Below are 25,669 nucleotides of genomic sequence, written 5' to 3' on the forward strand. Positions count from 1 at the left end.
AGTTCATCCCTTACTTTATCTTTTTCCGGCGGCCTCTCCGCCGCCCATCTTCCGTTTCGGAGAGTGTCCTATTTCGGATCAGGCGGCGTGGACCTGCTTCAGGCGTTGCAGGCCTTGTGCCGCCAGGTCGGTCAGCGAGCGCAGGCCCAGTTCCGAGAAGACGTCGAAGGCGCAGGACAGCGCCGCCCCGGCGCGGGCCAGGCGACCGTCGTCGCGGCCGGTGATCTCGACCCGGGCCTCGTACAGGCGGGCCAGGTTCATCTGGGCCACCGCCCAGCTGGCCGGATCGCGCCCGCCCGGCGCGGCGGCCAGCTCGGCCTTGAAAGCCAGTTCGGCGGCGTCCAGCACCGCCAGGTCGGCGGTCAGCTCGGCGCAGCGGGCCAGGCTGAGGGCGCGGTTGTTGGCGACCACGGCGCGCAGGGCCAGGGCCGGCTGGACCTTCAGCACCTGAGTGGCGCGGTCATAGGCCGAGACGGCCTGCTCGAAAGCGCGTTCGCTGGTCGAGGCCTCGCCCGTGGCTTGCAGCGCCGCGCCCAGCGCGGCCTGGGCCCGGGCCCAATCCATCGGGCTATGGTCGGCGGCCAGCACGTCGACGGCCGCGCTCTGGGCCTCGACGCCGTCCACCAGATGCGACAGCTCGCCGTCCAGCTCGCCCAGCAGCACCAGGGCCTGGCCCCGCAGGCTTTCCAGCCGCGCCCAGGCCAGCGGCTCGAAATCGGGATCCAGCACGCCGGCGGCCGTCTTGGCCTCCGACACGGCCAGCTCGGCCAGCGCGCGGTCCTTCAGGCGCTCGCCGCAGGCCAGGATCAGTTCGATACGCGCGGCGCGCTGGTCGGCCAGTTGCAGACGGGCGGGGCCGCCCTTCAAACGTTTGGCGGCGGCCAGGGCGCGCAGCGGCGCCTCATAGGCCTGCACCGCGGCCAGGGCCCGGTCGACATTGTTTTCGGAGAGGGCCACGCGGCCTTCCAGGCCGGCGGCGAGCGCGCCGCATAGGGCCGTGCGTTGTCCGGTCGGCGTGCGGGCCAGGGTCGCCGAGGCGGCGGCCACCAGGCCCTCGTCGCCGAACAGATCCGCGCCCAGCACGGCCAGCACCGCCTGCTCGCAGCGGGCGGCGGCCAGGGCGTCGTGACGACGCTCGGTCTCGAAGATCTTCACGGCGGCCTCGGCCTGGGCCGCGCCCTTCCTGAGCGCGGTGGCGTCGCCGCTACGGCGAGCCAGCTCGCGCCAGACCACGGCCGCTTCCAGCAGGCGCGCCCCCCGGTCCTTGGCCCCGATACGGCCGGCGACCACGTCGGCCGAACGGGCCTCGTTGGTCAGGAGACGAACATCCAAGAGCTCCAGCAGCGACGTGTCGCCGCCCGTGAGCCCCTCACGCCACGCCCCTTTGAAACCGCCCTCGGCGTCGACGCCGAACAACCGCTTCAGATCCCGTCCGAACTCGAACATCGCTTCGCGCACTCCGCTTACGGAACGTCCCACGTCGGGACAGCCCGGCGGAGGTTCAACGCGTAATCAGCAAAACCGGAGCCAACGCACTTAACAAGTGGTTAATAGATGTTTACGGCGCGTTAACCATAAATATTTTCCATATTTTTACGCCTTGATCCGAATTCCCACCATATTGGTTGAAGATGTAGTGAACTGGCACACTTCTTGCTTTGACGAATACAGGCGGAGCCGCATAGGACGCTCATTTCTTAGAACTTTGTTCATTGAACTAAAAATGACGTTAACCCTAAGTTTTAAGCTGCGGTTTACCTTTCGTTCACGGACACCCTCCCCTCCGGCTCACGAAACGGTCTAGAAAGCGCGGATCGTCCCCGATTCCGGAGCCGCGCCATGGCCGCCGTCACCGTCTGGATCTCCAGCCTCTGCCGTTCCGATCCGGGCTATGGCGGCTGGGCCTGGGTGCGCAGGATCGACGGCGAGGCCGGCCCGTCGGCCATCAAGGGCGCGGCCGGCGGCGAACGCCGTACGACGAGCGCGACCATGAGCCTGACGGCCCTGTCCGAGGCGCTGGACGGCCTCTCGGACCTGCCGGCCGGCACGGCGGTGACGCTGCGTTTCCTGGATCCCGACCTGGCCGGCCAGCTGGTGACGTCGGACGGCGACTACGCCACGACCGAGCCCGACGCCTGGGCCGCCGCCCGCGCGGCCGTCGCCAAGCGTCCCATCCTGGAACTGGTCCCCGCCGCGCCCGCCGACGCGGCCAGCGGCTTCCTCAACGCCTGGGCCGAGTTCGGCCTGGACACCGCCAAGTCGCGAGGCAGCTTCAAGGCCGCGATCCCCAAGCCCAACCTGATGAAGTTTCCGGGCTAGGCTTCTTGGCGGCCCACGATCAGGTCCGCCGTCGCCGGATTGCAGGCGAACGGGATGTTGGCCAGCGTCGCCAGGCGGATCAGCGCCTTGACGTCGACGTCGTGCGGCTGCGGCGACAGCGGGTCGACGAAGAAGATCAGCACATCCAGCCGCCCCTCGGCGATCATCGCCCCCAGCTGCTGGTCGCCGCCCAGCGGCCCGCTCTTCAGCCGCACAAGGTTGAGCAGCGGCAGGGCCTCCAGGATTCGCCCGCCGGTCGTGCCGGTCGCGAACAGCGCCTTGTCCTTCAGGAAGTCGGCGTGGGCCAGCGACCACGCGACCAGCGCCGCCTTCTTGTCGTCGTGCGCCACGAGGCCAATGGCGAGGGGGGCGGTCATGCGATCAGATCCCAAGCGAAATTCCAGGCCGGTATAGCGCCTTGCCCGTCTTGCTTCGAGAGCGTGCTGGCCGCTATCTGCGCGGCCTCGAACACCTGCCGCGCGACGTCGAGGACGCCTGACCATCGTGACTGAAACCGAGATCGACGGCCGCCTGCTGCAGCGCTGGCTGCGGACCGACGCGGCCGAGCCAGACCTGCTAGCCGGCTGCGCGCTGGACGACGGCGAGTGCGACGAGCCGCTGGCGATCGCCGAGATCGACCTGGCGCGCCAGGCGATCGTCTGCGCCGATGGCAAGACGCGCGTCCGGATCGCCTTCGCCCGCCTGCCCGACTGCCTGCTGGTCGCGCCCGCCGGCCATCCCGCGATCGCGGCGGTCCAGGCCTGCGTCTCGCCGGAGGAGCAGCGGCTCCAGCGGATGAAGGCCGAACTGGGCGAGGAGTATCCCAAGCCGTTCGCTTCGGTCGACGACCTGGAGGCCGTCCATGCCGCCGAGATGGCGCGGCGGGAGGGCAAGCTGCCCGAACGCGCCCTGCGTGGGCCGTGGGTGCGAGCGCTGAAACGCAACGCGCTCTATCGCCAGGGCGCGCAATTGGCCCAGTCATGGCGCCAGCTGGCCAACGCCATGGGCGCGCCGTGGTCGGACATCGCCCTGCATCTGGCCTGGTTCCAGCGCGCCGCCGGTCATCCCAACCGGGCCATCGAGACGGCGCGGGACTTCTGGGCCTCGAAGGCGCCGGCCTCCCAGACCGAGATCGCCGTGCTGGCCACGGTCGAGGCGGCGTCCTGGATCGATCGTTTCGAGCGCAAGGGCGGCGCGCCGCCCGACCTGGTCGAGGCCCGTCGCGCGGCCGCCAAGGCCTACGCCATCAACACGACCGATCCGGAGATCAAGGCCGTCTACCAGCGCCTGCAGGCGATCGCGGACGGCCCGGACGATCCGCCTAGAAGACGCTAGGCGCGTTCCTTGGTCCGCTCGAAGCGCACCTTGGGATAGCGCTCGGCGACATAGCCGATCTCCCAGGACGACTTGCCCAGGAACACCGGCTGCTCGTCGATGTCCTGGCCCATGGCCGACTTGTGCTTGCTGACGAAGTCCTCGACGTCGGCGCGGTCGCCACCCAGCCAGCGGGCCTCGGCATAGGGGCTGGCCTCGAAGATGCACTCCAGCTGGTATTCGTTGGCCAGGCGGTCGGCCATGACCTCGAACTGCAGCTGGCCGACGGCCCCGACGATGAAGTCGCTGCCGATCATCGGGCGGAACAGCTGGGTGACGCCCTCCTCGGCCAGACCTTCCAGCGCCTTTTTCAGGTGCTTGGCCTTCAGCGGGTCCTTGACGCGCACGCGGCGCAGGATTTCCGGGGCGAAGTTGGGCAGGCCCGCGAAGCGAAGCGTCCCGGTTTCGGACAGGCTGTCGCCCACCCGCAGGACGCCGTGGTTGGGGATGCCGATCACGTCGCCGGCGAAGGCGTCCTCGGCCAGTTCTCGGTCGCTGGCGAAGAACATGATCGGCGCGTTGACGCTCATGGCCTTGCCGGTGTTCTGGGCCTTCAGCTTCATGCCACGCGTGAAGCGGCCGCTGGTCAGGCGCAGGAAGGCGATCCGGTCGCGGTGGTTAGGGTCCATGTTCGCCTGGACCTTGAACACGAAACCCGAGACCTCGCTGTCGCCCGGAGCGACATGGGTGTCGACCCCGCCCTTGTTGACCTTGGCCGGGTGCGGCGGCGGGGCGTAGGCGCCGATGCCGCCCAGCAGTTCGGCCACGCCGAAGTGGCGCAGGGCCGAGCCGAAAAACACCGGCGTCATGTGGCCCTCGAGGAAGCTCTGGACGTCGAATGGCTTGCCGGCCTCGGTGACCAGCATGGCGTTGTCTTCCAGCTCGGCCTTTTCCTCGGGGTCCAGGTACTGGACCACCGCATTGCCCTTGAAGGCGATGGGGTCGGGGTGGCCCTCGTCGTCGGTCGAGCTCTTCTTGGCGTAGGGGATGAACTTGTCGTTGCGCAGGTCCAGCATGCCCTTGAAGCGGCCGCCCGAACCGGCCGGCCAGTACAGCGGCGCCGGGTCCAGGGCCAGCTTCGACGAGACCTCGTCCAGCAGCTCGAATGGGTCCTGGGCCTCGCGGTCCATCTTGTTGATGAAGGTGATGATCGGGATGTCGCGCAGGCGGCAAACCTCGAACAGCTTCAGGGTCTGGGGCTCGATGCCCTTGGCGGCGTCCAGCACCATGATCGCCGCGTCGGCGGCCGTCAGGGTGCGGTAGGTGTCTTCCGAGAAATCTTCGTGGCCCGGGGTGTCCAGTAGGTTGAACATCAGGCCGTCGTGATCGAACGTCATCACCGACGCCGAGACCGAGATGCCGCGCTCGCGCTCGATCTTCATCCAGTCCGACTGGGTGCGCCGCGTCTGGCCGCGCGCGCGCACCGCGCCGGCCGCGCGGATCGCGCCACCGGCCAGCAGCAGGTTTTCCGTCAGGGTCGTCTTGCCGGCGTCGGGGTGGCTGATGATGGCGAAGGTGCGCCGACGGGCGGCTTCAGCGGCGGGGGACTTGCTCATGGCGCGGGGTTACCGCTCCGGAGCGTCCTTGTCACCTTCCTCGGATGTCGCGGTCGGTTTTCGCCGCGCGATGGCCTCCTCGAACCGCCGCTTGGCCTCGGCGGCCTGGGGCCCGGCGTGCGGATCGTTGAACACCGGCTCGACCATGGCGGCGGCCTCGTCGAAGCGGTCGCGGCGCATCAGGGCGTCGGCGGCGGCGATACGGAATTGCGCCACCTGCGGGGCCAGGGCCTGGGCGCGAAGCAGCACGTTGACGGTGTTGTCGTTGGGATAGTTGGGCTCGCCGCGCCGGCTGATGCCGTAGTCGTAGAGCAGCAGCGCGTTGTTGGCGTCGACCGCGAAACCCTTGCCGAACCATTCGCGGGCTTCCCGCATGAAGTTCGCCGCATTGGCGGGATCGGTGCGCGCCCGCAGCATGCACGACCAGCCCAGGGTCTGCAGCGCCTCGACGTCACGAGGGTCACGCTCGACCAGGTGCTTGAGCAGAGCTTGCGCCTTGGCGCGGTCGCCGAAGTCGTTCTCGGCCCGGGCCTGGGTCATCTCGGCCAGACGGTCGCCGGGATAGCGGGCGGCGCGCTCGCGGATCATGGCCAGGAGCGCGGGGCGCTCGGCGGACGGCACGCCCATCTTCAGGCGTTGGCCCTCCAGCAACAGGTCATCGGCCGAGGCCGGCAGGCGGGTGACCGTCAGCTGTTTCGCGGCCGATGGCGGGCGCGGCAGGCGCCGCCCCGGCAGGGCCAGCATGTACTGCCTGAGCACCCGCTCAAGATCGCTCAGCGGAACGCCGGCCGCCTCGGGCATCAGGGCCACCGGATCGCCGCCCTTGGCCACCGCGTCGGCGTAGCGGGTCAGGCGAGCCAACCGCGCGGGATCGGACATCATGTAGTGGGTCAGCAGCCAGGCCTGGGCGTAGAAGGCGGTGATGTCCCGGCGGTCGCCGGTCAGCGCCCGCCGGCCCAGGATCTCCTCGAACGGCGTCCAGACGGCGCCACGCAGCCAGGCGATGCGCGGACTGGTGACGCCCAGCTCCACCACGTCCGGCTTGAACCGGGCCGTCATGAAGTACTCGGCATACCCCTCGATCAGCCACGAGGCATAGGCGGCTGGCGCATGCTGCTTCATGAAGTGATGGGCGTATTCATGGAACAGCACCTGGCGGCCCCGCGCCTCGTCGCCATCGATGCTCATCATGGCGAAAACGTCGCCGATCGAGGCGTTGTAGAAGCCGACGACACGGACCTCCAAGCCCGGCCGGACACGCCGCAGCTCCGCCTGGCGCGGCAGCAGGTAGATCGGCAGAGGCCGGACTTCCGCCTGTGCGTCCACGCCGTGCAGGCTGCGCAGCAGGCCCGCGAAGGCCTCCAGATCCCGCGCCATCTCGACCAGAGTCTTCTCGCCCACCCGGCCATAGAGCGAGAAGGACGGCGTCTGGACGTGCAGCCAATCGCTGGTCGCCTGGGCGCGCGTGACGCCCGCGATGGCGAGAGGCGCCAGCGCGGCGCTGACCGCGAACGCCCGCCGCGATATCGATCGACGCATACTCAACCCTTCTTGTCGGTAGCCGGCTTCTCGTCAGGACCACCTGTCGCCTTGGCGACCGGCTTGTCTTCCGGGAGACTCTTCAACATCGCCAGGGCCGCCTCGGCTTCCGGACCGCCATGCGGGCCGCCGGCCAGAGGCGTCAGCACGATGCGGGCGGTCTCATAGTCCTTGGTCTCGACCAGCACCCGGCCGGCGTCGAGGCGCAGATGGCCGACCTGGGGCGCCAGCAGCATGGCCCGCAGGCGGACGTCGACCATGTTCTGGTTCAGCGGCTCCGGCAGCTTGGGTTGCTCTTCCTTGGACGCGCCCAGCTTCAGGCGCTGGTTCTCCAGCAGCAGGGCGTCGGCGGACGGCGGCAGGGAGGTCACCGTCATCGGCGCCTCCGCCGGCGTCGTGCGCCGCAGGGCCCCGGCCGGCAGCGCGGCGCGGAGCTGGCGGATCACGGCGTCGCGTCGCTGGTGGGCGCTTCGCCGCCGATCTTCTGCAGCAGGGCCTTGGCCTGCTTGGCCGTCTTGCCGCCGTGCGGGTTGTTGGCCACGGGCTTGAGCAGCGCGATCGCCTCGCCGTTCTGGCCGCGCGCGACTAGGGCCTCGGCCTCGGTCAACGTGATGTCGGGCACCTGCGGCGCCAGCTCGTGGGCCTTGTCCAGCACGTTCAGGACATTGTCGCTGGGATATTTGGGATCGAGCTTGCGGCTCAGGGCGTAGCCGTACAGCGTCTGAAAGCGCTCAGGGTCCAGCTTGAAGGCCTCGCCCAGCTTCAGCCCGGCCTCCTTGTACAGCGCCTCGCGGCGGGCCGGGTCGCGGTCGCCGATGGCCATGCGGCCCAGGCCCGCCAGCTCGAAGCCCTCGGGATCGTCCGGATACGCGGCGGCGTAGGCGTCGGCCAGCTTCAGCCCTGTCTCGCGATCGCCATAGGTCAGCTCGGCCCGCGCCAGGGTCAGGCGGGCGAGCGGCGCGTCGGGATAACGCTCGGCGCCGCGCTGGGCCTGGGTCAGCAGCCCCTGCCCCCAGGCTTTCAGGTCTTCCTTGTACTCGGCGATCCTTTTGGGCGTCGCGCCGGGCGCGTCCTCGTCGATCTCCTCGTCCGCGCCGAACAGGCCGGCGCGGCGCAGACCCTGGCTGACCAGCAGCAGGTCGTCGGCCGCCGCCGGCATCGGCGACAGCTTGATCTCGGGCGTCGGGAAGTTGCTGACGGTGTAGTCGGTGAACTTCAGCGCGCCCATCATGTAGCCGCGCAGCTCGATCTGCAGCTTGCCCGGCGACATGCCCGTGATCTCGGTCATGGCGTTGATCGGATCGGCCCCGCCGCCGACGGCCTTCATATAGGCCTGCAGCTGCTCATAGCGCTTGGGATCGCTCATGAAGTAGTGGGTCAGCAGCCAGGCCTGGGCGTAGAACATCGGCGGCTCCGAGCCGCCGGTCAGCTCGAACGGCCGCTTGCTCAGCAGCTTCTCCATCGAGACCCACGGGCCGTTGCGCAGGTCGCCGCCCCGCATGCGGTTTCGGCCGACCTGGATCTTGGTCTCGTCCATCATCGCGCTGCCGAAGTACTCGGCGTAGCCCTCGGTCAGCCACGCCGGATAGCCGTAGGGGAAGTAACGCAGCATGAAGTGGTGGACGTACTCGTGCTGGATGACGTGGTCGCTTCCCTTTTGGCGCAAGGCCACGGCGAAGACGTCGTTGGCGCTGGGCGAGTAGAAGCCGCCGACGCCGTCTCCCAGCCCCGGGATCACGGTCTCGAAACCGGTCTTGGAGATCACCAGGTAGATCGGCAGCTTGCGCACCGCATCACCGTCCAGCGGCATGCCGTGCAGGAAGCGCAAGAGACCGTCATAGCGCTCCAGCTTGACGACATAGTCCTTCAGCTGGGTCGGGGTGACGTCGCCGTACACGGTGAAATGCGGACTCTCGGCGCGGGTCCAGCGACCTTTCGCCTCTTCCGCCCAGCCATTGCCCGCTAGAGCGCTCGCCGCCAGCAAGCCGACCAGCGCCGCCAATTTGCGCTTAATCATGCGCCACCCCACACTCGCAATCTATGATTGAGGCTAGGCGGGATCACGGTTCGGATGCAAGAGGGGTTCGAGGCGCGGCCGAATAAACCGCGCCTCGAAAATCGAACTAGAACTTGGCCGAGACGCGGGCGTACCAGAGGCCGCCGTCGGTGTCGTAGGGGGCGTTGCGCGAATAGATCAGGCCGCGCGAGGCCTGGAACGTCGCCTCGTCCGGATAGGTGTCGAAGAGGTTCTCCGCGCCCACCGTCAGCTTCAGATTATCCGTCAGCTCGGCGCTGACCGACAGGTCGACCAGGGCCTTGCCGGCGAAGGTCTGGATCAGGTCGGCCGCGCCATTGGCCTGGGCGTCGGTCCACTCGCCCGACCAGCGGGTGCGGATCATGCCGCTGAAACGACCGTGGCTGTAGTCGAACGTCACGTTGGCGGCGTTCTGCGGCAGGCCGTTCTCGAGGTTGACGCGCGCCAGGTTCGAGACCTCGGTCAGCTTGGAGCGGGTGACCTTGGTGTCGTTCCAGTTCCAGGCCGCCGTCACGCCGGCCTTGCCGCCCCACAGCTGGCCGCGCCACGAGCCGACCACGTCGACGCCCTGGGTGCGGGTGTCGAACGAGTTGGTGAAGTAGCTGACCGTCGTCAGGCTGTCGGCGCCAGGCACGCCGGCCGCCACCAACTGCGCCCGCAGCGCCGGGGTCACCGTGAAGTTCGGCGACACGGCGAAGCGGTTGTCGACCTCGATGCGATAGTAGTCGACGGAAGCCGTGAAGCCGCCCTGCCGGAAGACGAAGCCCAGCGACAGGTTCTTGGACTCCTCCGGCTCCAGCGGCTTGCCGCCCAGGGCCTGCGCGATCGGGTTGACCGGCGACAGGCGGCCCGAGGTGAACAGCAGCAGGGTGGTGGTGTTCAGGCCCTGCGACGTGCGGGTGTTGTTGATCTGGCCGGCGGTCGGGGCGCGGAAACCGGTCGAGACCGCGCCACGGATGGCGAAGTTCGGGGTGAACTCATAGCGCGCGGCGATTTTGCCGTCGGTGGTCTGGCCGAACTCCGAGAAGTCCTCGTGGCGGATGGCGATGTCGGCGCCGAGCTTGTCGGTGATCGGCAAGTCAAGGTCGATATAGCCGGCGTAGCTGGTCTGGTCCCACGACCCGGCCTGGCTGGGCGCGTAGCCCGGGAAACCGTTCGAGCCGCTGGGCAGGCCGGCCGGGGCGCCGGGGCCGACGTCCCACGAATAGCGGTCGCCCGCCTGGATCTCGTAGGTTTCCTTGCGGGCTTCCAGGCCCAGGGCCAGGTTCGCCGGCTTGGCCAGGAACGACCATTCCAGCGGCCGCGAGGCGTCCAGATTGAGGGTCTGCTCCTTCTGGATCAGCGCGCCGGCGTCGAAGCTGGTCGGCGACTGCGGGCCGAACGAGGCGTTGATGCTGTTGTTCAGGAAATAGTCGACGTCGTCGCGGCCCCAGCCGAACGAGGCGTCCCACGACCAGCCCATGGCGTCGCCGCGCAGGCCGCCGGTCAGCGAGGCGTTGGTCTCGTCCTGGCCGAAGATCGGCGAGAAGCCGGCCGGATACAGCTGGCTCAGCGACCAGCCGGGGAACAGCGGGCTGGTGCGGTACGAGGTGTCGGTCGCCGGGTTGCGCCAGTTGAAGTCGGTCTCGCCGTGCAGGTCGCTGAACGTGCCGAAGGCATAGGCCTCGACCGCGTCGCTGACCGGCAGGACCAGGTTCAGCGAGGCGCGCCACACTTCACGGTCCGGCTGGCCCCAGCGCTGCACGGGGTTGGGCACCTTGATGGTCGGATTGGCGGCCTGGAAGGCGATGGCGTCCGGGCGTTGGCGGGTGCGCGAGGTGGCCTCGGCGTTGGTGTAGTCGATAGCGCCGACCAGGCTGCCGCCGCCGCCGATGGCCACGCCGTAGCGTCCGCCCAGCTCGGTCTTTTCACCGTCGCCGGCGTAGTAGCGGCCATACTGGGCGTGGCCGTCGAAGCCGGTCTTGTCGCTGAGGATGATGTTGATCACCCCGGCGATGGCGTCCGAGCCGTATTGGGCCGAGGCGCCGTCCCGCAGCACTTCGATGCGCTCGATGCCGCTCGTGCCCAGCGAGGCCAGATCGACGCCCTGCTGGCCGCGGCCGCCCAGGACGGCCGAGCGGTGACGGCGCTTGCCGTTGACCAGCACCAGCGTCTGGTCGGGCGAAAGGCCGCGCAGGGTGGCCGGGCGCACGAAGGCCTGGCCGTCGGCGGCCGGCAGGCGCTGGACGTTGAACGACGGCGTGGTCGCCGCCAGCTTGTCCATGATCTCGTCCGAGACGGTGTTGCGCAGCGCTTCCTGGCTGACGACGTCCACCGGCGCGGCCGACTCGAAGGCCGTGCGGTCGATACGGCGCGTGCCGGTGACCACGATGGTGTCGACCTCGGTCGCGGCGACATCGCTCCCCGATTGAGCCTTGGGGGCGAGTTCTTGAGCCTGGGCTTGGCTGGAAAGAGCCAGGGCGAGCACGCCCCAGGCGACGGTGGACAGAAGCTTCATCGTGAACCTGCACTGTTTGTTTCAGCGCGGCGTAGCGATGGGTCTTGTCGGACAGGCGACGGACTGATGTCGGCTTGATGAAGGCTCGGAACGACGTTCGCCGAAAGCTTGGGCGCAACCGCCGCCGCGCCCTGTCCGTTTCGCCCAAGGAAGCGACAAAAAGCCCCTATTCGAAGAATGGGTTTGGAGTCATGCTTCCCGTATTCCGCACCGGTGACGTCAGATCACCGGACGAATGGAGGAAATTGAACGATGGCCCTGCTTGACCATCATCGCGACCACGGTCGACGGCACCCCGCCGGCAGCGCGTTGTGCTTTGGCATCACCATCGCCGGACTTGTCGTGCTGGCGATGACCATCAGCTGGCTAATGACGCTGGTTCCGGTTCTAGGTCGCTAAGCGGCCAGACGTCGCCAGACCTGACGGTCGGCTTCGAGATTGGTGAGCGCGCCGGAATTCTGGCGATGCATGAGTGTGGCCATGACTTCCAGGTCCAGCTGCGCATAACGCACCTGGACGTCGTCCTTGCGGCATCCGCGGCCTGGCGCGATGAACAGGGCCGCATTCACGTCCGGCGCCTTGGCCACGATCAAGGCCGCCAAGCGCTCGGCGCGCTCGCGATCCTTGCGCTGCAGCAGCGGTTCTTCCGCGAACAGTTCCCTGCCCAGGTCCCCGACATAGTTGAGCGACAGCGCCGCGAAACGGTCGCGCGTCATCGGCGGAGTCAGCTCCGCCGCGTCGAAACTCAGGATCACGTCGTTCATCAGGAAAAGCATGGCGGCACTGGGGGCGAGCTGTTTGGAGGCCCGCGCAGAATGCCCGAAACACGCTTTAGGTCCGGTTTAGGAGCACGGTTAACGCCTCGTCTAAGTCGAGTTCTCCACAGACGCTCCACCTAAGAGATTCAAGTCTCTCGGCTCTCAGGCCTCGACGGGCTCGGTCAGAAAGTGGCGCCCGTCCCGGTCCTCGATCTCGACCACCCAGACGTCCGGATCGATGCGGGCCGCGCGCTCGGCATAGGCGTCGAGGTCCGGCTCGAACTCGGACCGCACCGGCTGCATCCAGAACCGCTCGCCGTCGCCGCGCGTGGCTTCGCTATAGAGCTTGGCGGTCCCGGCCCGGCGGTCCACGACCTTGACCAGCACAGCCCCGGCCCGCTGGTCGCCCTTGCGAGCCACCATCGCGAAGGCTCCGCCTAGTTCGGCGCGGCGGATCAACGCGCCCACCCAGATATCCGTCGACAAAAGCATCCGCTAACCGAACCGCAACCACAGCGCCCTATAGGTCGCCCTTCAAGTCTCGCAGCATACGAGAACTACCGCCTATGACGCACCAGAAAGGTCGCGGGGCGCGATGGGTCGGGGTGTCGATCGGGCTGGCGGCGTTCGCCTGCCCCACGGCGCTGTTCGCCAACGCCGCCGACCAGCTCTACGAACGCACGCTGATGACGGCGGCCGACGGCCGCTGCCGGCTGTTCACGCCCACCGTCTCGGCCGCTCTCGACGCCTCCCGCGCCCAGGCGCGCGGCGCGACCCTGCGATCGGGCGCCAGCGAGCAGCAGGTCGCCGCCCTCGAGCAGCGCGCCCGCGTCAAGGCCGCCGGCGCGGCGTGCAATTCCAAGGACCTGACCCTGGCCGCCGGCCGCGTGAAGAAGGCCTTCGAAGGCTATTCACAGATGCTGGCCATGACCTATCCGGGCGACGTCGCGTCCTGGAAAGCCGAGCGCTCGGTCTCGGCGACCATCCCGGTCTGGCGCCTGTCGCAGCCGGCCAGCTTCGGCGCTGACCGCCTGGTGTTCGGCCTGGTCGGCCGCGCCCAGGCGCTGACGGCGGTCGCCACCTTCGACAACGGCGAACGCCCCTACGCCGCGCGAATCGTCGTGCGCGACATCAGCCGCACGATGGGTCCCTATATCGTGCCCGGCGCCGGCCGAAACCTCGCCGGCAAGGTCGCCCCTCGTAACGCCAGCCGGGTTTTCACGGCCGAGACCCGCGACGAAGCCCCCCTCACCCTGCTGCCCGCCGGCGCCAAGACGGGTCTGGCCTTCCGCTTTCCGTCGGCCGCCGCCGACGCGATCTCGCGGTTGGACCCGCGCGAGGCGGTGACGGTGGAGTTCGCTTTCACCGGACGCGGCGACGATGTCACCCGCAAGGCCTATGTCGAGGTCGGCGACTTCGCGGCGGGCCGGGCGTTCCTGCGCTAAGCCCGCTCAGCGCGGCGCGAAGGCGATGACGTTGTCGCCCAGGGCGGCGGGCGGCGAAGGCGGCGCTTCTTCGGTCGCCAGGTCTTCCACGGCGATCGGCTCGGGCGCGGCCGCGCGCAGCGGGGTCAGAAGCACCGGCAGGCGCACCGAGACGCTGGTGCCCGCGCCCAGGCGGCTCTCGATGGTCATCTCACCGCCATGCAGCTTGGCGAAGGCGCGCACCAGCGACAGGCCCAGGCCCGTGCCCTTGGACCGCTGCTCGACGCCGCCGGCCTGCTCGTACGGTCGGCCCAGACGTTCCAGATCCTCGGGGCTGATGCCCACGCCGGTGTCGGCGACGATGAGCTCCAGCACGCCGTCATAGCCGTGGGCCGTGACCGTCACCTGGCCGCCGCGCGGCGTGAACTTCAGGGCGTTGGACACCAGGTTCAGCACGATCTGCTTCAGAGCCCGGCGATCGGCGTCGACCTCCAGCTCGCCCGGCGGCAGCACGCCGCGCAGCTGGACATTGGCGCTGTCGGCCTGAACGCGCAGCAGGCGCATGGCCGCCTGCACCGCCTCCCGGGCGTCGAAGACGCCGCGCTGCAGCTCGAAGCGCTCGGCCTCGATCTTCGACATGTCCAGCACGTCGTTGATCAGGTCCAGCAGGTGGCCGCCGCTTTCGTGGATCAGCTCGGCATATTCGGCGTAGCGGTCGCTCAACGGACCGAACATCCGGCCACGCATGATGTCCGAAAAGCCCATGATGGCGTTCAGCGGCGTGCGCAGCTCGTGGCTCATATTGGCCAGGAAGCGGGCGCGGCCGGACGCCAGGGCCTCGGCGTCGACGCGGGCCTGGTCCAGGGCGCTCTCGCGGTTGCGCTCGCTGGTGACGTCGCGGAGCACACCGACCAGTTGGTTGGGCGAAACGCGGACCAGGTCGATGGCGACGATGCGCTCGACGCCCAAGGCCGGGTTGAAGGTCAGGCTGGCCACGCCCTCGCGATGGGCGGCGGCGATGGCGGCGGTCAGGCGCTGGCGGTCGTTCGGGGCGGCCGCGCCGGTCAGGCCGCGATTAACCAGGTCGACGGTGGTGACGCCGGGCGGCGGCGCGCCGCGCACGGCCGTCACCTGCCCTTGCCCCTTGATGGCGATGGCCAGGTGCGGCAGGCCGTCCAGCAGGGTTTCCAACGCCAGGATCTCGGACGCGTTGCGGTCGTCGCGCGCGCCCTGGCGGCGGCGGCCGATCAGCAGGCCGGCGGCGAGGCCCAGGCCCGTGGTGACCAGGGCCAGAAACCCCAGCACGAAGGCCAGCGGGCCGGTCGGCTCGGGCGGAGCCAGGCCGGACAGTTGGGTGAGCGCGGCGACGCAGCCGCCGATCAGCGACAGGGCCGCGCCTTCGGCCAGACGCCGGGACTGGTTGGTGATCGAGGCCGCGGCGACGGGGGCCAGGCACCAGGCGGCCATGGCGCCGGAGACGCCGCCGGTCAGCACCGCCGCCAGCGCGCCGCCCACGGCCCACAGAACCAGGATCAGCGACTGGGTGCGCTCGTCCTCACGAGTGAAGATCAGGGAAGCCATGGCCGGGACCGCGCCCGCGCCCAGAGCCGCCCAGATGGGCCAGCCCCCCTCGTCGGTGAACAGGGTCGCGGCGCCCGCCAGACAGATAGCCGCCAGCCATCCCAAGCGCCACGCGTGCGCGGGATCGAACCCCGCCGCGCGAGCGGCTGGGCGCATGATCGGGTCTGGAAGCGTCTCGAATTCCAAAGGCCGTCGACTTCAAGCGCGGTGGGGAAGGATCACCGTCGTCAAACCTTAACGTGGAGAAGCCGTTCCCCCAAGGCCGCACAATCGTTGAGCGACCTTTCCTGGTGGACGCGTTGTGGACGGAAACGGATTCGTAAGCGCCTGCGGCCATAGTCTCGGGCTCAAGTCGTCACGGACAGAACGTCCGGGAGCACACCATGCCAGAACCGGCGTCCCTGGACGCTTCGATCGTCTCCGCCTTCGCGGACCCCGACTCGGCCGCGCGCCGGGCGGCCGCGAACGAGCGTCGACGCCTGGCCCTGGACGACCGCAAGCGGTCGTTCCTGCGCATGGTCAGCCACGAACTGCGCACGCCGCTGAACGCCGTGATCGGCTTCTCCGAGATCCTCTCCCAGGAGCTGTACGGCCCGCTGGGAAGCCCGCAATACAAGGAGTATGCGACGATCGTCCATGACAGCGGCCTGAAGTTGCTGAAGCTGGTCAATCAGATCGTCGAGATCGCCCGCCTCGAGGGCCACGTCACCGATATCGAGATGACCCCCGAGAACCTGGACGAGGCGATGGAGGACGTCATCGACGCCCTGGGCTCGGAGATCCGCCGCCGCGACGTGGTGGTCCATCTGGTCGGCGAGGGAGCCCTGCCGGCGGTCCTGGCCGACAGCCGCGGCCTGAGGACCATGCTGACCAACCTGATCCAGAACGCCGTGACCCACTCGCCCTCCGGGGGAGTCGTGCATGTCGCCGCCGCCAGGATCGGCCGCGAGGTCGAGATCACCATCCGCGACCAGGGCCCCGGCGTCGAGAGCGCCGAGCTGCCTCGCCTGCTGCAGCCGTTCGAACAGGGCGGCTCGACCCTGACCCGGACCAGCGAGGGCGTCGGCCTGGGCCTGCCCATCGTCGACCTGCTGTCGCGCGCCATGGGCGGCCAGCTGAAGCTGTCCTCTAGCCTGGGGGCGGGCTTCCTGGCGCGTCTGATCCTGCCCGCCGCATAGGCTCAAGCTTGCCATGCGAGGGCGAGGCCCCTAATTGGCCCGCCATGACCAGTCCGATCGACACCGCCCTCAACGACCTCGCCGACGAGTTCGAGCTCCTCGGCGACTGGGAGGAGCGTTATCGCTACGTGATCGAGTTGGGCAAGGAGCTGGAGCCCCTGACCGACGCCGAGCGCTCGGAAGAGAACAAGGTGCGCGGCTGCGCCAGCCAGGTGTGGCTGGTCACCGAACCGCGGGCCGATGGCACGCTGAAGTTCCGGGGCGACAGCGACGCCCACATCGTCAGCGGCCTGGTCGCGATCATGCTGCGCCTCTATTCGGGCCGCATGCCCGCCGACATCGCCGCCTTCGACGCCAAGGGCGCGATGGACAAGCTGGGCCTGTCGGGGGCGCTGTCCTCGCAACGCTCCAATGGCCTGAAGTCGATGGTCGCCCGCATCCAGCACGACGCGCGGGCCATTCTTGGAAAAACGAGCCTTGCCTGATATCCGCGTCGCCGCGCTGTACCGCTTCACGCGGTTTCCGGACCCGGCGGCGATCCAGGGCCCGCTGGCCACCCTATGCTGTGGCTTGGGCGTCAAGGGCACCTTGCTGCTGGCCCGCGAAGGGATCAACGGCACCATCGCCGGCGAGGACGCCGCCATCGAGGCCGTGTTGGACCACGTCCGCGCCCTGCCCGGCTGCGCGGATCTTTCGCCCAAGACCGCCTGGACCGAGCGCATGCCATTCCACCGGATGAAGGTGCGCCTCAAGAAAGAGATCGTCACCCTGGGCGAGCCGGACCTGGATCCGACCGACGCCGGGACCTATGTCGCGCCCGCCGACTGGAACGCCCTGATCAGCGATCCCGACGTCGTGGTGATCGACACCCGCAACGACTACGAGGTCGCCGTCGGCCAGTTCGCGGGCGCGGTCGACCCCAAGACGGCCAGCTTCTCGGACTTCCCCGCCTGGTTCCGCGACTGGCGACAAGGCCTGCCGGCCCCGCCGAAGAAGATCGCCATGTACTGCACCGGCGGCATCCGCTGCGAGAAGTCGACCGCCTTCCTCAAGGCCGAGGGCGTCGAGCAGGTGTTCCACCTGCGGGGCGGCATCCTCGACTATCTGGAGCAGGTGCCGGAGCCGGAAAGCCTGTGGCGCGGCGAGTGCTTCGTGTTCGACGAGCGCGTCGCGGTCGGCCATGGCCTGGCGCGAGGGAGCCACGTCCTGTGCCGAGGCTGCCGCATGCCGGTGAGCCCGGAAGCGCGGGCCTCGTCGCTCTATATCGAGGGCGTCTCATGCCCGGCCTGCCATGATCAGCGGTCGGAAGACCAGAAGGCTCGCGCGGCCGAGCGGCATCGCCAGGCGGTGCATTGTGAGGCCTTGGGGATTGATCATTTGGGAGCCAAGCCGCCCGCCCCGCGTTGACCCGGCTCCCCTCCCTTCCCCAACGAGGAGCCGCCCCATGCATACCAACGAAGACCACATCAAGCTCGTCAACGGCCTGGTCGAAACCACGATCGACAGCGCCGACGGCTATGCCGAAGCCGCCAAGGACGCCGACGCCTCGCGTTATCGCGAGCTGTTCGAACGTCGCGCCCAGGAGCGCCGCTCGGTCGCCTCGGAACTGCAGGACGAAGTCCGCCGCCTGGGCGGCGAGCCCAAGGACGACGGCACCGTCCTGGCCGCCGCTCACCGCGTGTTCCTGAACCTCAAGGACTCGATCACCAAGGGCGACGAGGCCGTCGTCAGCGAGGTCGAGGCTGGCGAGGACCACATCAAGGCCAAGTACGAAAAGGCCCTGCAGGACACCGACGTCGACGCCCAGACCCGCGCCGTGATCGAGAAGGCCTGGACCTCGGTGAAGTCCGGCCACGACCAGATGCGCGACATCAAGCACATGCTGAAGCACTAGCGGGACCGTCCTCGTCCTTCGACAAGCGCGGGATGAGGACTACCGCGGACCGGTCGAGAACCTCATCCCGAGCTGTCGAAGGACGCGGTTCTCGACCGCCATTTGCGTCCGGCGGCGCGCCACCGCATATGAGGGTCATGGAAGACGCAGCCCGCATCGCGCCGGACGCCCCGCTCGCCCTCGATGAGAGACAGGTGAACCTGATCGCCAAGGCCCTGGCCGATCCGCGCCGTCGCCAGATCCTCAAGGAGATCGGAACGGAGAGCGAGCCCACGCCCTGCGGCGCCGTCGCTCAGCTTCTCCCGGTCACCGCCGCCACCTTCTCGCACCACATGAAGGAACTCGAGACCGCTGGCCTTATCCGCATCTGCCGCCAGGGCAAGTTCGCCTTCCTGGTGCTGCAACGCGACGTTCTGAACGCCTACCTGGCCCAGCTCGCCGAGATCTGATCCCCGGCGGCGGTCCGCCGCGCTCGCGGCGAGCGGCGGCGCCTTACGATCAAGCCTTGGCCCTCGGTAGCGCCACCGTCGCCGCGAGCCCGCCGCCCTCGCGGTTGGCCAGCACCAGACGCCCGCCATGCGCCTGGGCCAGAGCCTGGACGATCGACAGTCCAAGGCCCGCCCCGCCCGTGCGGCGATTGCGCGAGGCCTCGCCACGTTCGAACGGGGCGGTGATCCGGGCCAGCACGTCGTCGGGCAGGCCTGGGCCGCGGTCAAGGACGGCGATACGGACTTCATCGTCGTTGGACGAGACCTCCAGCGACACCGCGCCGCCATAGGCGACGGCGTTATCCACCAGATTGTTCAGCATCCGCCGCAACCCCACCGGCGAGACCAGGGCGCTGGCCGCCGCGCCGGGCGCCAGGGTCACGGCCTGCCCCATCTCGGCGCGCAGGGCGACCAGGGCCTCCAGCTCGCGCCGCACCTCGACCAACCGCGCGCCGTCGCCGCGACCGGCCTCCTGGCGAGCGAAGAGAAGGGTGTCCTCCAAAAGCTGGGCCATCTCGGCGAGGTCCGCCCCCGCCTTGGCCCGCTGGTCGGGATCGGCGATGAACTCGGCCCGCAGGGTCAGGCGGGTCAGGTAGGTTCGCAGGTCGTGGGCGATGGCGGCCAGCATCCGGGTGCGCTCGTCGACCAGGCCCTGGATCCGCCCGCGCATGGTGTTGAAGGCGGCCGAAAGGTCGCGGATCTCGCGCGGCCCGCCCGCCGGCAAGGGCGCGGCGTCCAGGTCGTCGCCGAAGCGGGTCACGGCCCTCGCCAGGCTGGCCACCGGCCGCGCCGTCTGACGCACGGCGACCAGCAGCATCAGCAGCGTGACCGTCAACAGAGCCGCGCAGGCCAGGGTGATCCGACCCAGATAGCGGCGGGCCGACTCCGGGGCGCGTCGGCGCAGGGTCAGCACCGAGTCGTCCGTCAGCCGCACCGACAGGCGCAAGGCGGCGCGGCCGGGCATGAAACCGTCGCGCAGCCGTCCGCCGCGCAGCACTTCGATCCGCCAGTCGCGCCCCGCCAGCGCCCGGTCGTAGGCGGCGTAGCCGGGATCGCGGGCGTCGGCCGGCCGGGCCCGGCGCAGGGCGGCGGGGAAGTCCGCGCCGAGACTGGCGCGAATGACGCCGGTGTCCAGGGCCTTGATCACCGCGGGGCGGGCCGAGGCGGGCGAGGCCTCCAGCGCCTCGATCATGGCCACCGCCTCGTCGGGCTGCGGCAGCTGGTAGAAACGCACGCCGCCGCCGCTGCCCGCCGGCCAGATCATCAATCCCGCGCCCAGCAGCAGCAGCGCGACCAGCCCGGCCAGCAGGATGGCGGCGATCCGCGAGGAGAGATTGTCGACCAGGATCATCGGCGTCGCCCCCCCCCCCTCAAAGCCGCTCGACGGGCGCGCTGAACAGGTAGCCGCCGCCGCGCACGGTCTTGATCAGACCCCCGCCGCCCGCACCGCCGGCCAGCTTGCGCCGCAGCCGGCCCAGCAGGACGTCGATCGAGCGGTCATAGGGATTGGCGCTGCGGCCCCGCGTCCAGTCCAGCAATTGGTCGCGGCTGAGCACGCGCTGGGCGTGGCGCAGGAAGGCCATCAGGAGGTCGTGCTCGCCGCCGGTCAGGGTCACCGGCCGGCCCTCGGCGTCGGTCAGGTCGCGGCTGGCCGAGTCCAGCCGCCAGCCGGCGAAGCCGTAGACCTCGCCCGGCGGGACTGTGGCCACGCGGTGGACCTCGCGGGTGCGCCTCAGGATGGCGCGGACCCGAGCCAGCAGCTCGCGCGGATTGTAGGGCTTGGTCAGGTAGTCGTCGGCGCCGATCTCCAGGCCGATCACCCGGTCGATGTCGTCGCCCTTGGCGGTGACCATCAGGATCGCGGTGTCGCCCGTGGCCCGCAGGCGGCGGCATAGCGACAGACCGTCCTCGCCCGGCATCATGATGTCCAGCAGGACGAGGTCGACGCGTCGACGGGACGTCAGGCGGTCGAAAGCGGCGACGTCCTCGCAGCCGACGGCCTCCCAGCCCTCGCGGCGCAGCAGGCCCAACGTCAGGTCACGGATCTCGGCGTCATCCTCGACGACCGCGATCAGGGTGTTCTCGATCATGGCGAAAGCCTTGCCCCAGGCGCGAGACCCGGAAAAGGCCGGGACGACGACGATTACATTTCGATACGTTTCGTCGACGTGGAAACATCAAGGCGAGCGCGGTTGCGTGTCTTCTGCGCGACGACGAGGGACGTCACCAAACGACGGAAACACCATGCGCAAGTCCATTATCGCCACCAGCCTGACCGCCGCCGCCCTGTTCATCGCCATCGCCCCGGCGGCGGAAGCCGGTCAGCACGGCCGCACCGTCCGCGTCCAGGGCGCCTACGGTCGCGGCTACGTTCACGACCGCCATGTCAACCGCCAGCCCGGCGCGGTGTCGGTCTCTCGTGGGACCCAGACTAACGGCGGCTACGGCGTGGCCAGCCAGCGCAGCGCCAGCTGGAGCGACGGCGCCTATGCCGGCGGCGCCTCGCGCACCTTCAACAACGGGGCCTCGGCCAGCCGCGCGACCAGCGTCGTCAACAACGGTGACGGCACGTACGGCTACACCGCCAGCCGCACCGGCTACGACGGCGTTTCCCGCTCGGTCAGCGGCGTCGTGAGCCGCCCCTGACCTTGACCGGGCCGGCGCAAAGCCCCCCGCGCCGGCCCAACCTTTCCGCGTTCGAGAGATCCACCGTGAAGAAGACACGCCTGCTCACCCTCGGCCTGGCGGCCCTGCTCGCCGCCACCAGCGCCGCGGACGCTCAAATCGGCCTGCGCGGCAAGATGCGCGAGCGCATGATGCAGCGCCTGCAAGAGAAGAAGGCCGAGGAAGAGCGCCCGATCGATCCGCGGGCGATCATGCCCGGCGCCCGCAAGCTGACCGCGGCCTATGGCGCCGACCCGGCTCAGGCGATCGACGTCTATGTCCCGCCGGACGTGCCGCGCGACGCGCCGGTGATCGTCATGGTCCACGGCGGCGCCTGGAAGATCGGCGACAAGGCCAATACCGGTTCGGTCGAGAACAAGCTCCGTCACTGGTTGCCCAGGGGCTACGTCTTCGTCAGCGTCAACTACCGCATGCTGCCCCAGGCCATGGCCTACGCCCAGGCCCAGGATGTCGCCCAGGCCGTGCGCTGGACGCAGGGTCACGCCGCCGACTGGGGCGCCAGCGATCGCCGGATCATCCTGATGGGCCATTCGGCCGGGGCGCATCTCGTGGCCCTGCTGTCCTCCAAGCCCGACATGGTCGGCAAGCCCTGGGCCGGGACCGTGGTGCTGGACTCGGCGGCGATGAACATCTCCACGACCATGTCCGGCCGCCATCCGAAGTTCTACGACGAGGCGTTCGGCGGCGATCCCGCCGGCTGGGCCCAGGCCTCGCCGATGGACCAGTGGACGCCCTCGGCCGTGCCGATGTTCCTGGTCTGCTCGACGAAGCGGCCCGACAAGCCCTGCGACGACGCACGCGCCTTCCAGGCGCTGGCTCAGCGCTCGAACGTTCCGATGCCGGTGTTCCCGCGCGACCTGAGCCACGCGGACATCAACCGCACCCTGGGCCTGCCCGGCGCCTACACCGACGCCGTGGACCGCTTCATCGCCGATAGGCTGCGGCGCTGAAGGCGGATGGCCACTTCCAGGCTTTAGGGACGATATCCACTCGTGAACGCGCGGCACGCTATCCCGCCGGGAAGCGGAGGTCGGCGACCAGGCCTGGCCTGGGATGGCGGGCGCGCAGTTCGAGGCCGATGTCCAGGCGTTGGGTGATCGAGCGCACGATGGTCAGGCCCAGACCCGCGCCGGCCGATCCCTGGCTCGCGGCGCTTCGGTTGAATGGCGTGAACACGTTTCGCAGCTCGTCTTCGCCCAGTCCCCGACCGTGATCCCAGATCACGACCCGCGGTCCGTCGCCGTCCGTCCTGGCGACGATACGCACCTTGCCCGCGCCGTAGGCGCAGGCATTGAAGACGAGATTGCGTAGGACTTCGCCGATCAGCACCGCGTTGCCGCGCGCGAGCCGGAGGTCTGGGGGCAGGTGCGTCAGCAGTTCGACCTGGGGGAAGGCGCGGGCGGCCTCGACCTGGATCGTGGTGAGCAGCGCGACGAGGTCAGCCTCGCCCTCGGCCGCGGTCGCCTCGGAGCGGGCCAGGGCGAGGAACTGCGACAGCACCTGGCGCAGGTTGGCCGCCGCGTCCCGCGAGTCGCCGAGCAGGGCCTTGTCTAGCGGCGTGACGGCCGAGCGTTCCAGCAGGGCGAGATTGGCGACGATGACCGACAGGGGGGTGCGCAACTGATGCGAGGCGTCGGCCGAGAAGCGTTCCAGAGCGCGGGTGAAGCGCTCCAGGCTGCTCATGAGGTGATTGAAGGCTTCGACGGCGGGCGACAGTTCGGCGGGCGTGTCGGCGGCGTCGATGGGGGCGAGGTCCGGGCGCGAGGCCTGAGCGCGCCTTTTCAGATCAGCCGTCAGGCGGCGCAGCGGCGCCAGGCCCCAGCCGACGGCCGGCACGACCAGAACCGCGGCGACGGCGACCAGCAAGACGGGCAGGCCGATCAGGGTGGAAAGCAGCTCGCGCACGCTGGCGCGACGGGAGTCCAGGCTTTGGGCCACCGCCACCACGACGGGCTCGCGCACGCCCGGCACCATCACCGTCGACTGGGCGACCCGCACCTCGTAGCCGTGCATCCTCGCATAGCTGAAACTCGTCTCGTTCGGCGCGGGAGCGGCCAGACGTGGGAGGTCGTCGTAGCCCGTGACCAGGCGCGGACCCTGGCGCACCGCATAGAACACCGCGTCGCGCTCGGGACTGTCCAGCAGCGCCAAGGACCACGGCGGCAGGGCCACCTGGGCCTGACCCTCTCGCACACCGATCTGGGCGACGATCGAGGCCACGGATCCGGCCAGCAGGCGATCGGACGACTTCTCCACGACCGCGCCGGCGGCCAGGGCGCCGGCCAGGGCGAGCGCCGCGCCCAGCAGGGCCAGCGGGGCGACCTGCGCCAGCAACAGGCGGCCAACGAGGCTGGGACGCCTCCAGTTCAAAAGCTTGGCGTTCACGGATCGAGCCGGTAGCCCACGCCCCGAAGCGTGCTCAGGCGCGGACCGCCCGGCGCCAGCTTGCGTCGCAGCCGGCCGACATGGATGTCCAGCGCGTTGGGCGAGGGAGCCAGTTCATCGGGAAATACGTCGGCGGCCAGGCGGTCGCGCTCGACGACCCGACCGGGACGCGCGGCCAGCGCTTTCAGCACGGCCCACTCGCGCGGGCGCAGGTCCAGCCGCCGCTCGCCGACCCAGGCCGCGCCGGCTTCCCAGTCGCAGACCAGCGCGCCGACATGGGCCGTCCGTGTGGCGTAGCCGCCCTTGCGCCGCGCCACCGCCCGCACCCGGGCCACCAGCTCGAACGGATCGAACGGCTTTAGCACGTAGTCGTCCGCGCCCATGTCCAGACCCGCGATGCGATCGCGCACCGCGTCGCGCGCGGTCAACATGACGATCGGGGTGAGCACGCCCTCGCGCCGCAGTCGGCCCAGGATCTCGAAGCCGTCGATGTCGGGCAGGCCTATGTCCAGGACGACGGCGTCGAAATCGGCCCCGTGAGCTAGCGCCAGGGCCAGGGCGGCCTCGCCGGTCTCGACGCAGACGGGCTGGTGCCCCTCGCTCTCCAGCGTCGCGGTCAGCGAGCGACGCAGGGGCGGATCATCCTCGACAACCAGTATCTTCATCGGGGATGTAGGAGCCGGACACACTCAGGGGAGAGCGGCATCCGACGCCGATTGCCACATCAGGTCAAGAGACGGCGCTTCGTCGCCAGCCTCGGCGCGACCCTGGGCGTGGCCGCCCTGGCGCTGACGGGCTGCGCGCCCGGCGCGCCGGAACAGGCGACGCGAACCTCGGACATCCGGGCGGCCGCCCGCGAGGGCGAGGTCGTGGTCTATATCAACAACGACATCCACCAGCCGCTGGTCGAGGATTTCGAGCGCCGTTTCCCGAAGGTGAAACTTCGGTTCGTCGTGCTGACGTCACGCGACATGCAGGCGCGGGTGATCGAAGAGGCCACCAGCGGCAAACCGGTCGCCGACGTCGTCTGGACATCGGCGATGGACACCCAGGTCAAGCTGATCAACGACGGCTACGCCCAAACCTATAGAAGTCCCGAGGCCAGGAACCTCCCCGCCTGGGCGCGCTGGCGCGACCAGGGTTTCGGCGTGACCAGCGAACCGATCGTCTTCGTCTACAACAAGCGGCTTCTGAAGGGGGACAGCGCGCCGCGCAGCCACGCCGCCCTGCTGGCCGCGCTTCGCGCCGATCCCGAACGCTGGCGCGGCAAGGTGGCGATGTACGACCCCGAGCGCAGCGGCATGGGGTTCTTCTATCTGTCCAGCAATACTCAGTTCTATCCCGACGCCTGGGCGCTTTACGACGCGATGGCCGCGACGGGCGCGCGAACCTATGTGCCCGGCAAGCCGATGCTGGATCGCGTGGCGTCCGGCGAGCACCTGCTGGCCTTCGACATGAACGGGTCCTACGCTGACTGGTATGTGCGCAACCACGGTCCCGACATCGGCTACGTCGTTCCGGAGGACTACCACCTCTCGATCTCCAGGGTGGCCTTCATCACCCGCGTGGCGCGTCACCCCGGCGCGGCGAGGGTGTTCCTGGACTATCTGATGTCGGAAGCCGGACAGCGCCGCCTGCTCGAAGTCCGGCTGACGCCGATCCGTCCGGGGTTGGGCGCCCCGCCGCCGCCGGGCGGTCGCCCCGTGAGGGTCGGGCCGGCCTTGCTGGCCAATTTCGACCAGGGGCGGCGGGCGGAACTTCTGGCGCGCTGGCGACACGCGGCCCGGGCGCGCTGATATCTGGCGCATATCCGTGCAATTTCTGCGTATTTTTTGACCTTCCGGCGACGCGGCGACGCTTCGGCGTGGTTTTCGAGGAACCGCGGGCAGAGCGCCAAGCTGTCACCGACCTGTCACGCAGCGTGATGAGCCGGACATCGTGCGGGCACGCCTCTCA

Annotated in this window: 26 protein-coding genes; 12 read left to right on the forward strand and 14 right to left on the reverse strand. The window is 69.4% G+C overall.

The window, feature by feature from the left end:
• Nucleotides 1-78 precede the first annotated feature (78 nt).
• Nucleotides 79-1,458 (reverse strand): hypothetical protein, encoded by a 1,380-nt coding sequence (locus ACW173_RS00395; protein ID WP_492082929.1) that lies wholly within the window; start codon nt 1,456-1,458, stop codon nt 79-81.
• Nucleotides 1,459-1,839: 381 nt separating this feature from the next.
• Between ACW173_RS00395 and ACW173_RS00400 the strand changes: the two genes are divergently transcribed.
• Nucleotides 1,840-2,319 carry a ribonuclease H family protein gene (locus ACW173_RS00400; RefSeq protein ID WP_492082930.1) on the forward strand — a complete coding sequence of 160 codons (480 nt, stop codon included), beginning with the start codon at nt 1,840-1,842 and terminating at the stop codon, nt 2,317-2,319.
• Here ACW173_RS00400 and ACW173_RS00405 read toward each other — a convergent pair.
• Nucleotides 2,316-2,696 carry a methylglyoxal synthase gene (locus tag ACW173_RS00405; RefSeq protein WP_492082931.1) on the reverse strand — a complete coding sequence of 127 codons (381 nt, stop codon included), beginning with the start codon at nt 2,694-2,696 and terminating at the stop codon, nt 2,316-2,318. The genes ACW173_RS00400 and ACW173_RS00405 overlap by 4 nt on opposite strands.
• A gap of 127 nt (nt 2,697-2,823) precedes the next feature.
• Between ACW173_RS00405 and ACW173_RS00410 the strand changes: the two genes are divergently transcribed.
• Nucleotides 2,824-3,654, forward strand: coding sequence for a hypothetical protein (locus tag ACW173_RS00410; RefSeq protein WP_492082932.1), 831 nt, complete (start codon nt 2,824-2,826; stop codon nt 3,652-3,654).
• On the opposite strand, the gene ACW173_RS00415 is transcribed toward ACW173_RS00410, so the two are convergent.
• The 5 genes from ACW173_RS00415 to ACW173_RS00435 form a co-directional block, all read right to left on the reverse strand.
• A complete protein-coding gene (locus ACW173_RS00415) occupies nt 3,651-5,249 on the reverse strand; it encodes a peptide chain release factor 3 (protein ID WP_492082933.1) in 1,599 nt (532 codons plus the stop codon). The two genes, ACW173_RS00410 and ACW173_RS00415, sit on opposite strands and share 4 nt — an antisense overlap.
• Nucleotides 5,250-5,258: 9 nt before the next feature.
• A complete protein-coding gene (locus ACW173_RS00420; protein WP_492082934.1) occupies nt 5,259-6,788 on the reverse strand; it encodes a tetratricopeptide repeat protein in 1,530 nt (509 codons plus the stop codon).
• 2 nt (nt 6,789-6,790) lie between these two features.
• A complete protein-coding gene (locus ACW173_RS00425; RefSeq protein WP_492082935.1) occupies nt 6,791-7,234 on the reverse strand; it encodes a hypothetical protein in 444 nt (147 codons plus the stop codon).
• Nucleotides 7,231-8,805, reverse strand: coding sequence for a DUF1570 domain-containing protein (locus ACW173_RS00430; RefSeq protein ID WP_492082936.1), 1,575 nt, complete (start codon nt 8,803-8,805; stop codon nt 7,231-7,233). Before ACW173_RS00430 ends, ACW173_RS00425 begins: the two co-directional genes overlap by 4 nt.
• Before the next feature lie 106 nt (nt 8,806-8,911).
• Nucleotides 8,912-11,320: a TonB-dependent receptor plug domain-containing protein gene (locus tag ACW173_RS00435; RefSeq protein WP_492082937.1), complete on the reverse strand. Its 2,409-nt coding sequence runs from the start codon at nt 11,318-11,320 to the stop codon at nt 8,912-8,914.
• 252 nt (nt 11,321-11,572) lie between these two features.
• Here ACW173_RS00435 and ACW173_RS00440 point away from each other — a divergent pair, with 252 nt between their 5' ends.
• Entirely contained in the window at nt 11,573-11,719 is a 147-nt protein-coding gene (locus tag ACW173_RS00440; protein ID WP_492082938.1) for a hypothetical protein, read from the forward strand.
• Here the strand turns inward: ACW173_RS00440 and ACW173_RS00445 are convergent.
• Nucleotides 11,716-12,096, reverse strand: a complete 381-nt coding sequence (locus ACW173_RS00445; RefSeq protein WP_492082939.1) for a hypothetical protein — start codon at nt 12,094-12,096, stop codon at nt 11,716-11,718. The genes ACW173_RS00440 and ACW173_RS00445 overlap by 4 nt on opposite strands.
• Before the next feature lie 144 nt (nt 12,097-12,240).
• On the reverse strand, nt 12,241-12,570 hold the full coding sequence (locus tag ACW173_RS00450) for a DUF1491 family protein (protein WP_492082940.1): 330 nt from the start codon (nt 12,568-12,570) through the stop codon (nt 12,241-12,243).
• 74 nt (nt 12,571-12,644) lie between these two features.
• Here ACW173_RS00450 and ACW173_RS00455 point away from each other — a divergent pair, with 74 nt between their 5' ends.
• Nucleotides 12,645-13,523: a hypothetical protein gene (locus tag ACW173_RS00455; RefSeq protein WP_492082941.1), complete on the forward strand. Its 879-nt coding sequence runs from the start codon at nt 12,645-12,647 to the stop codon at nt 13,521-13,523.
• A 6-nt stretch (nt 13,524-13,529) separates the two neighbouring features.
• On the opposite strand, the gene divJ is transcribed toward ACW173_RS00455, so the two are convergent.
• Nucleotides 13,530-15,269, reverse strand: coding sequence for a cell cycle sensor histidine kinase DivJ (gene divJ / locus ACW173_RS00460; protein ID WP_492082942.1), 1,740 nt, complete (start codon nt 15,267-15,269; stop codon nt 13,530-13,532).
• 197 nt (nt 15,270-15,466) lie between these two features.
• Here divJ and ACW173_RS00465 point away from each other — a divergent pair, with 197 nt between their 5' ends.
• The 5 genes from ACW173_RS00465 (at nt 15,467) to ACW173_RS00485 (ending at nt 18,604) form a co-directional block, all read left to right on the forward strand.
• Complete coding sequence (locus ACW173_RS00465) at nt 15,467-16,261, forward strand: sensor histidine kinase (RefSeq protein ID WP_492082943.1); 795 nt, start codon at nt 15,467-15,469, stop codon at nt 16,259-16,261.
• Nucleotides 16,262-16,305: 44 nt separating this feature from the next.
• Nucleotides 16,306-16,746 (forward strand): SufE family protein, encoded by a 441-nt coding sequence (locus ACW173_RS00470; RefSeq protein WP_492082944.1) that lies wholly within the window; start codon nt 16,306-16,308, stop codon nt 16,744-16,746.
• Nucleotides 16,739-17,668 (forward strand): oxygen-dependent tRNA uridine(34) hydroxylase TrhO, encoded by a 930-nt coding sequence (gene trhO / locus ACW173_RS00475; RefSeq protein WP_492082945.1) that lies wholly within the window; start codon nt 16,739-16,741, stop codon nt 17,666-17,668. The genes ACW173_RS00470 and trhO overlap by 8 nt, the downstream gene beginning before the upstream one ends.
• Nucleotides 17,669-17,705: 37 nt before the next feature.
• A complete protein-coding gene (locus tag ACW173_RS00480; protein ID WP_492082946.1) occupies nt 17,706-18,155 on the forward strand; it encodes a PA2169 family four-helix-bundle protein in 450 nt (149 codons plus the stop codon).
• Nucleotides 18,156-18,283: 128 nt separating this feature from the next.
• Nucleotides 18,284-18,604 carry an ArsR/SmtB family transcription factor gene (locus ACW173_RS00485; RefSeq protein WP_492082947.1) on the forward strand — a complete coding sequence of 107 codons (321 nt, stop codon included), beginning with the start codon at nt 18,284-18,286 and terminating at the stop codon, nt 18,602-18,604.
• Nucleotides 18,605-18,653: 49 nt separating this feature from the next.
• On the opposite strand, the gene ACW173_RS00490 is transcribed toward ACW173_RS00485, so the two are convergent.
• Entirely contained in the window at nt 18,654-19,994 is a 1,341-nt protein-coding gene (locus ACW173_RS00490; RefSeq protein WP_492082948.1) for a sensor histidine kinase, read from the reverse strand.
• A gap of 19 nt (nt 19,995-20,013) precedes the next feature.
• Nucleotides 20,014-20,733 carry a response regulator gene (locus ACW173_RS00495; protein ID WP_492082949.1) on the reverse strand — a complete coding sequence of 240 codons (720 nt, stop codon included), beginning with the start codon at nt 20,731-20,733 and terminating at the stop codon, nt 20,014-20,016.
• Between the two features lie 154 nt (nt 20,734-20,887).
• Between ACW173_RS00495 and ACW173_RS00500 the strand changes: the two genes are divergently transcribed.
• Together ACW173_RS00500 and ACW173_RS00505 are read left to right on the forward strand one after the other, a co-directional pair.
• Complete coding sequence (locus ACW173_RS00500) at nt 20,888-21,289, forward strand: hypothetical protein (protein ID WP_492082950.1); 402 nt, start codon at nt 20,888-20,890, stop codon at nt 21,287-21,289.
• Between the two features lie 65 nt (nt 21,290-21,354).
• Nucleotides 21,355-22,278, forward strand: a complete 924-nt coding sequence (locus tag ACW173_RS00505) for an alpha/beta hydrolase (RefSeq protein WP_492082951.1) — start codon at nt 21,355-21,357, stop codon at nt 22,276-22,278.
• A 58-nt stretch (nt 22,279-22,336) separates the two neighbouring features.
• Here ACW173_RS00505 and ACW173_RS00510 read toward each other — a convergent pair whose 3' ends face one another.
• Both ACW173_RS00510 and ACW173_RS00515 read right to left on the reverse strand, forming a co-directional pair.
• A complete protein-coding gene (locus ACW173_RS00510; RefSeq protein WP_492082952.1) occupies nt 22,337-23,713 on the reverse strand; it encodes a sensor histidine kinase in 1,377 nt (458 codons plus the stop codon).
• Nucleotides 23,710-24,378, reverse strand: a complete 669-nt coding sequence (locus ACW173_RS00515) for a response regulator transcription factor (RefSeq protein ID WP_492082953.1) — start codon at nt 24,376-24,378, stop codon at nt 23,710-23,712. Before ACW173_RS00515 ends, ACW173_RS00510 begins: the two co-directional genes overlap by 4 nt.
• 51 nt (nt 24,379-24,429) lie before the next feature.
• Between ACW173_RS00515 and ACW173_RS00520 the strand changes: the two genes are divergently transcribed.
• Nucleotides 24,430-25,509, forward strand: a complete 1,080-nt coding sequence (locus tag ACW173_RS00520; protein WP_492082954.1) for an ABC transporter substrate-binding protein — start codon at nt 24,430-24,432, stop codon at nt 25,507-25,509.
• The last annotated feature ends 160 nt before the right edge of the window (nt 25,510-25,669 follow it).

The sequence above is a fragment of the Caulobacter sp. ALps2 genome (genome assembly GCF_058681635.1).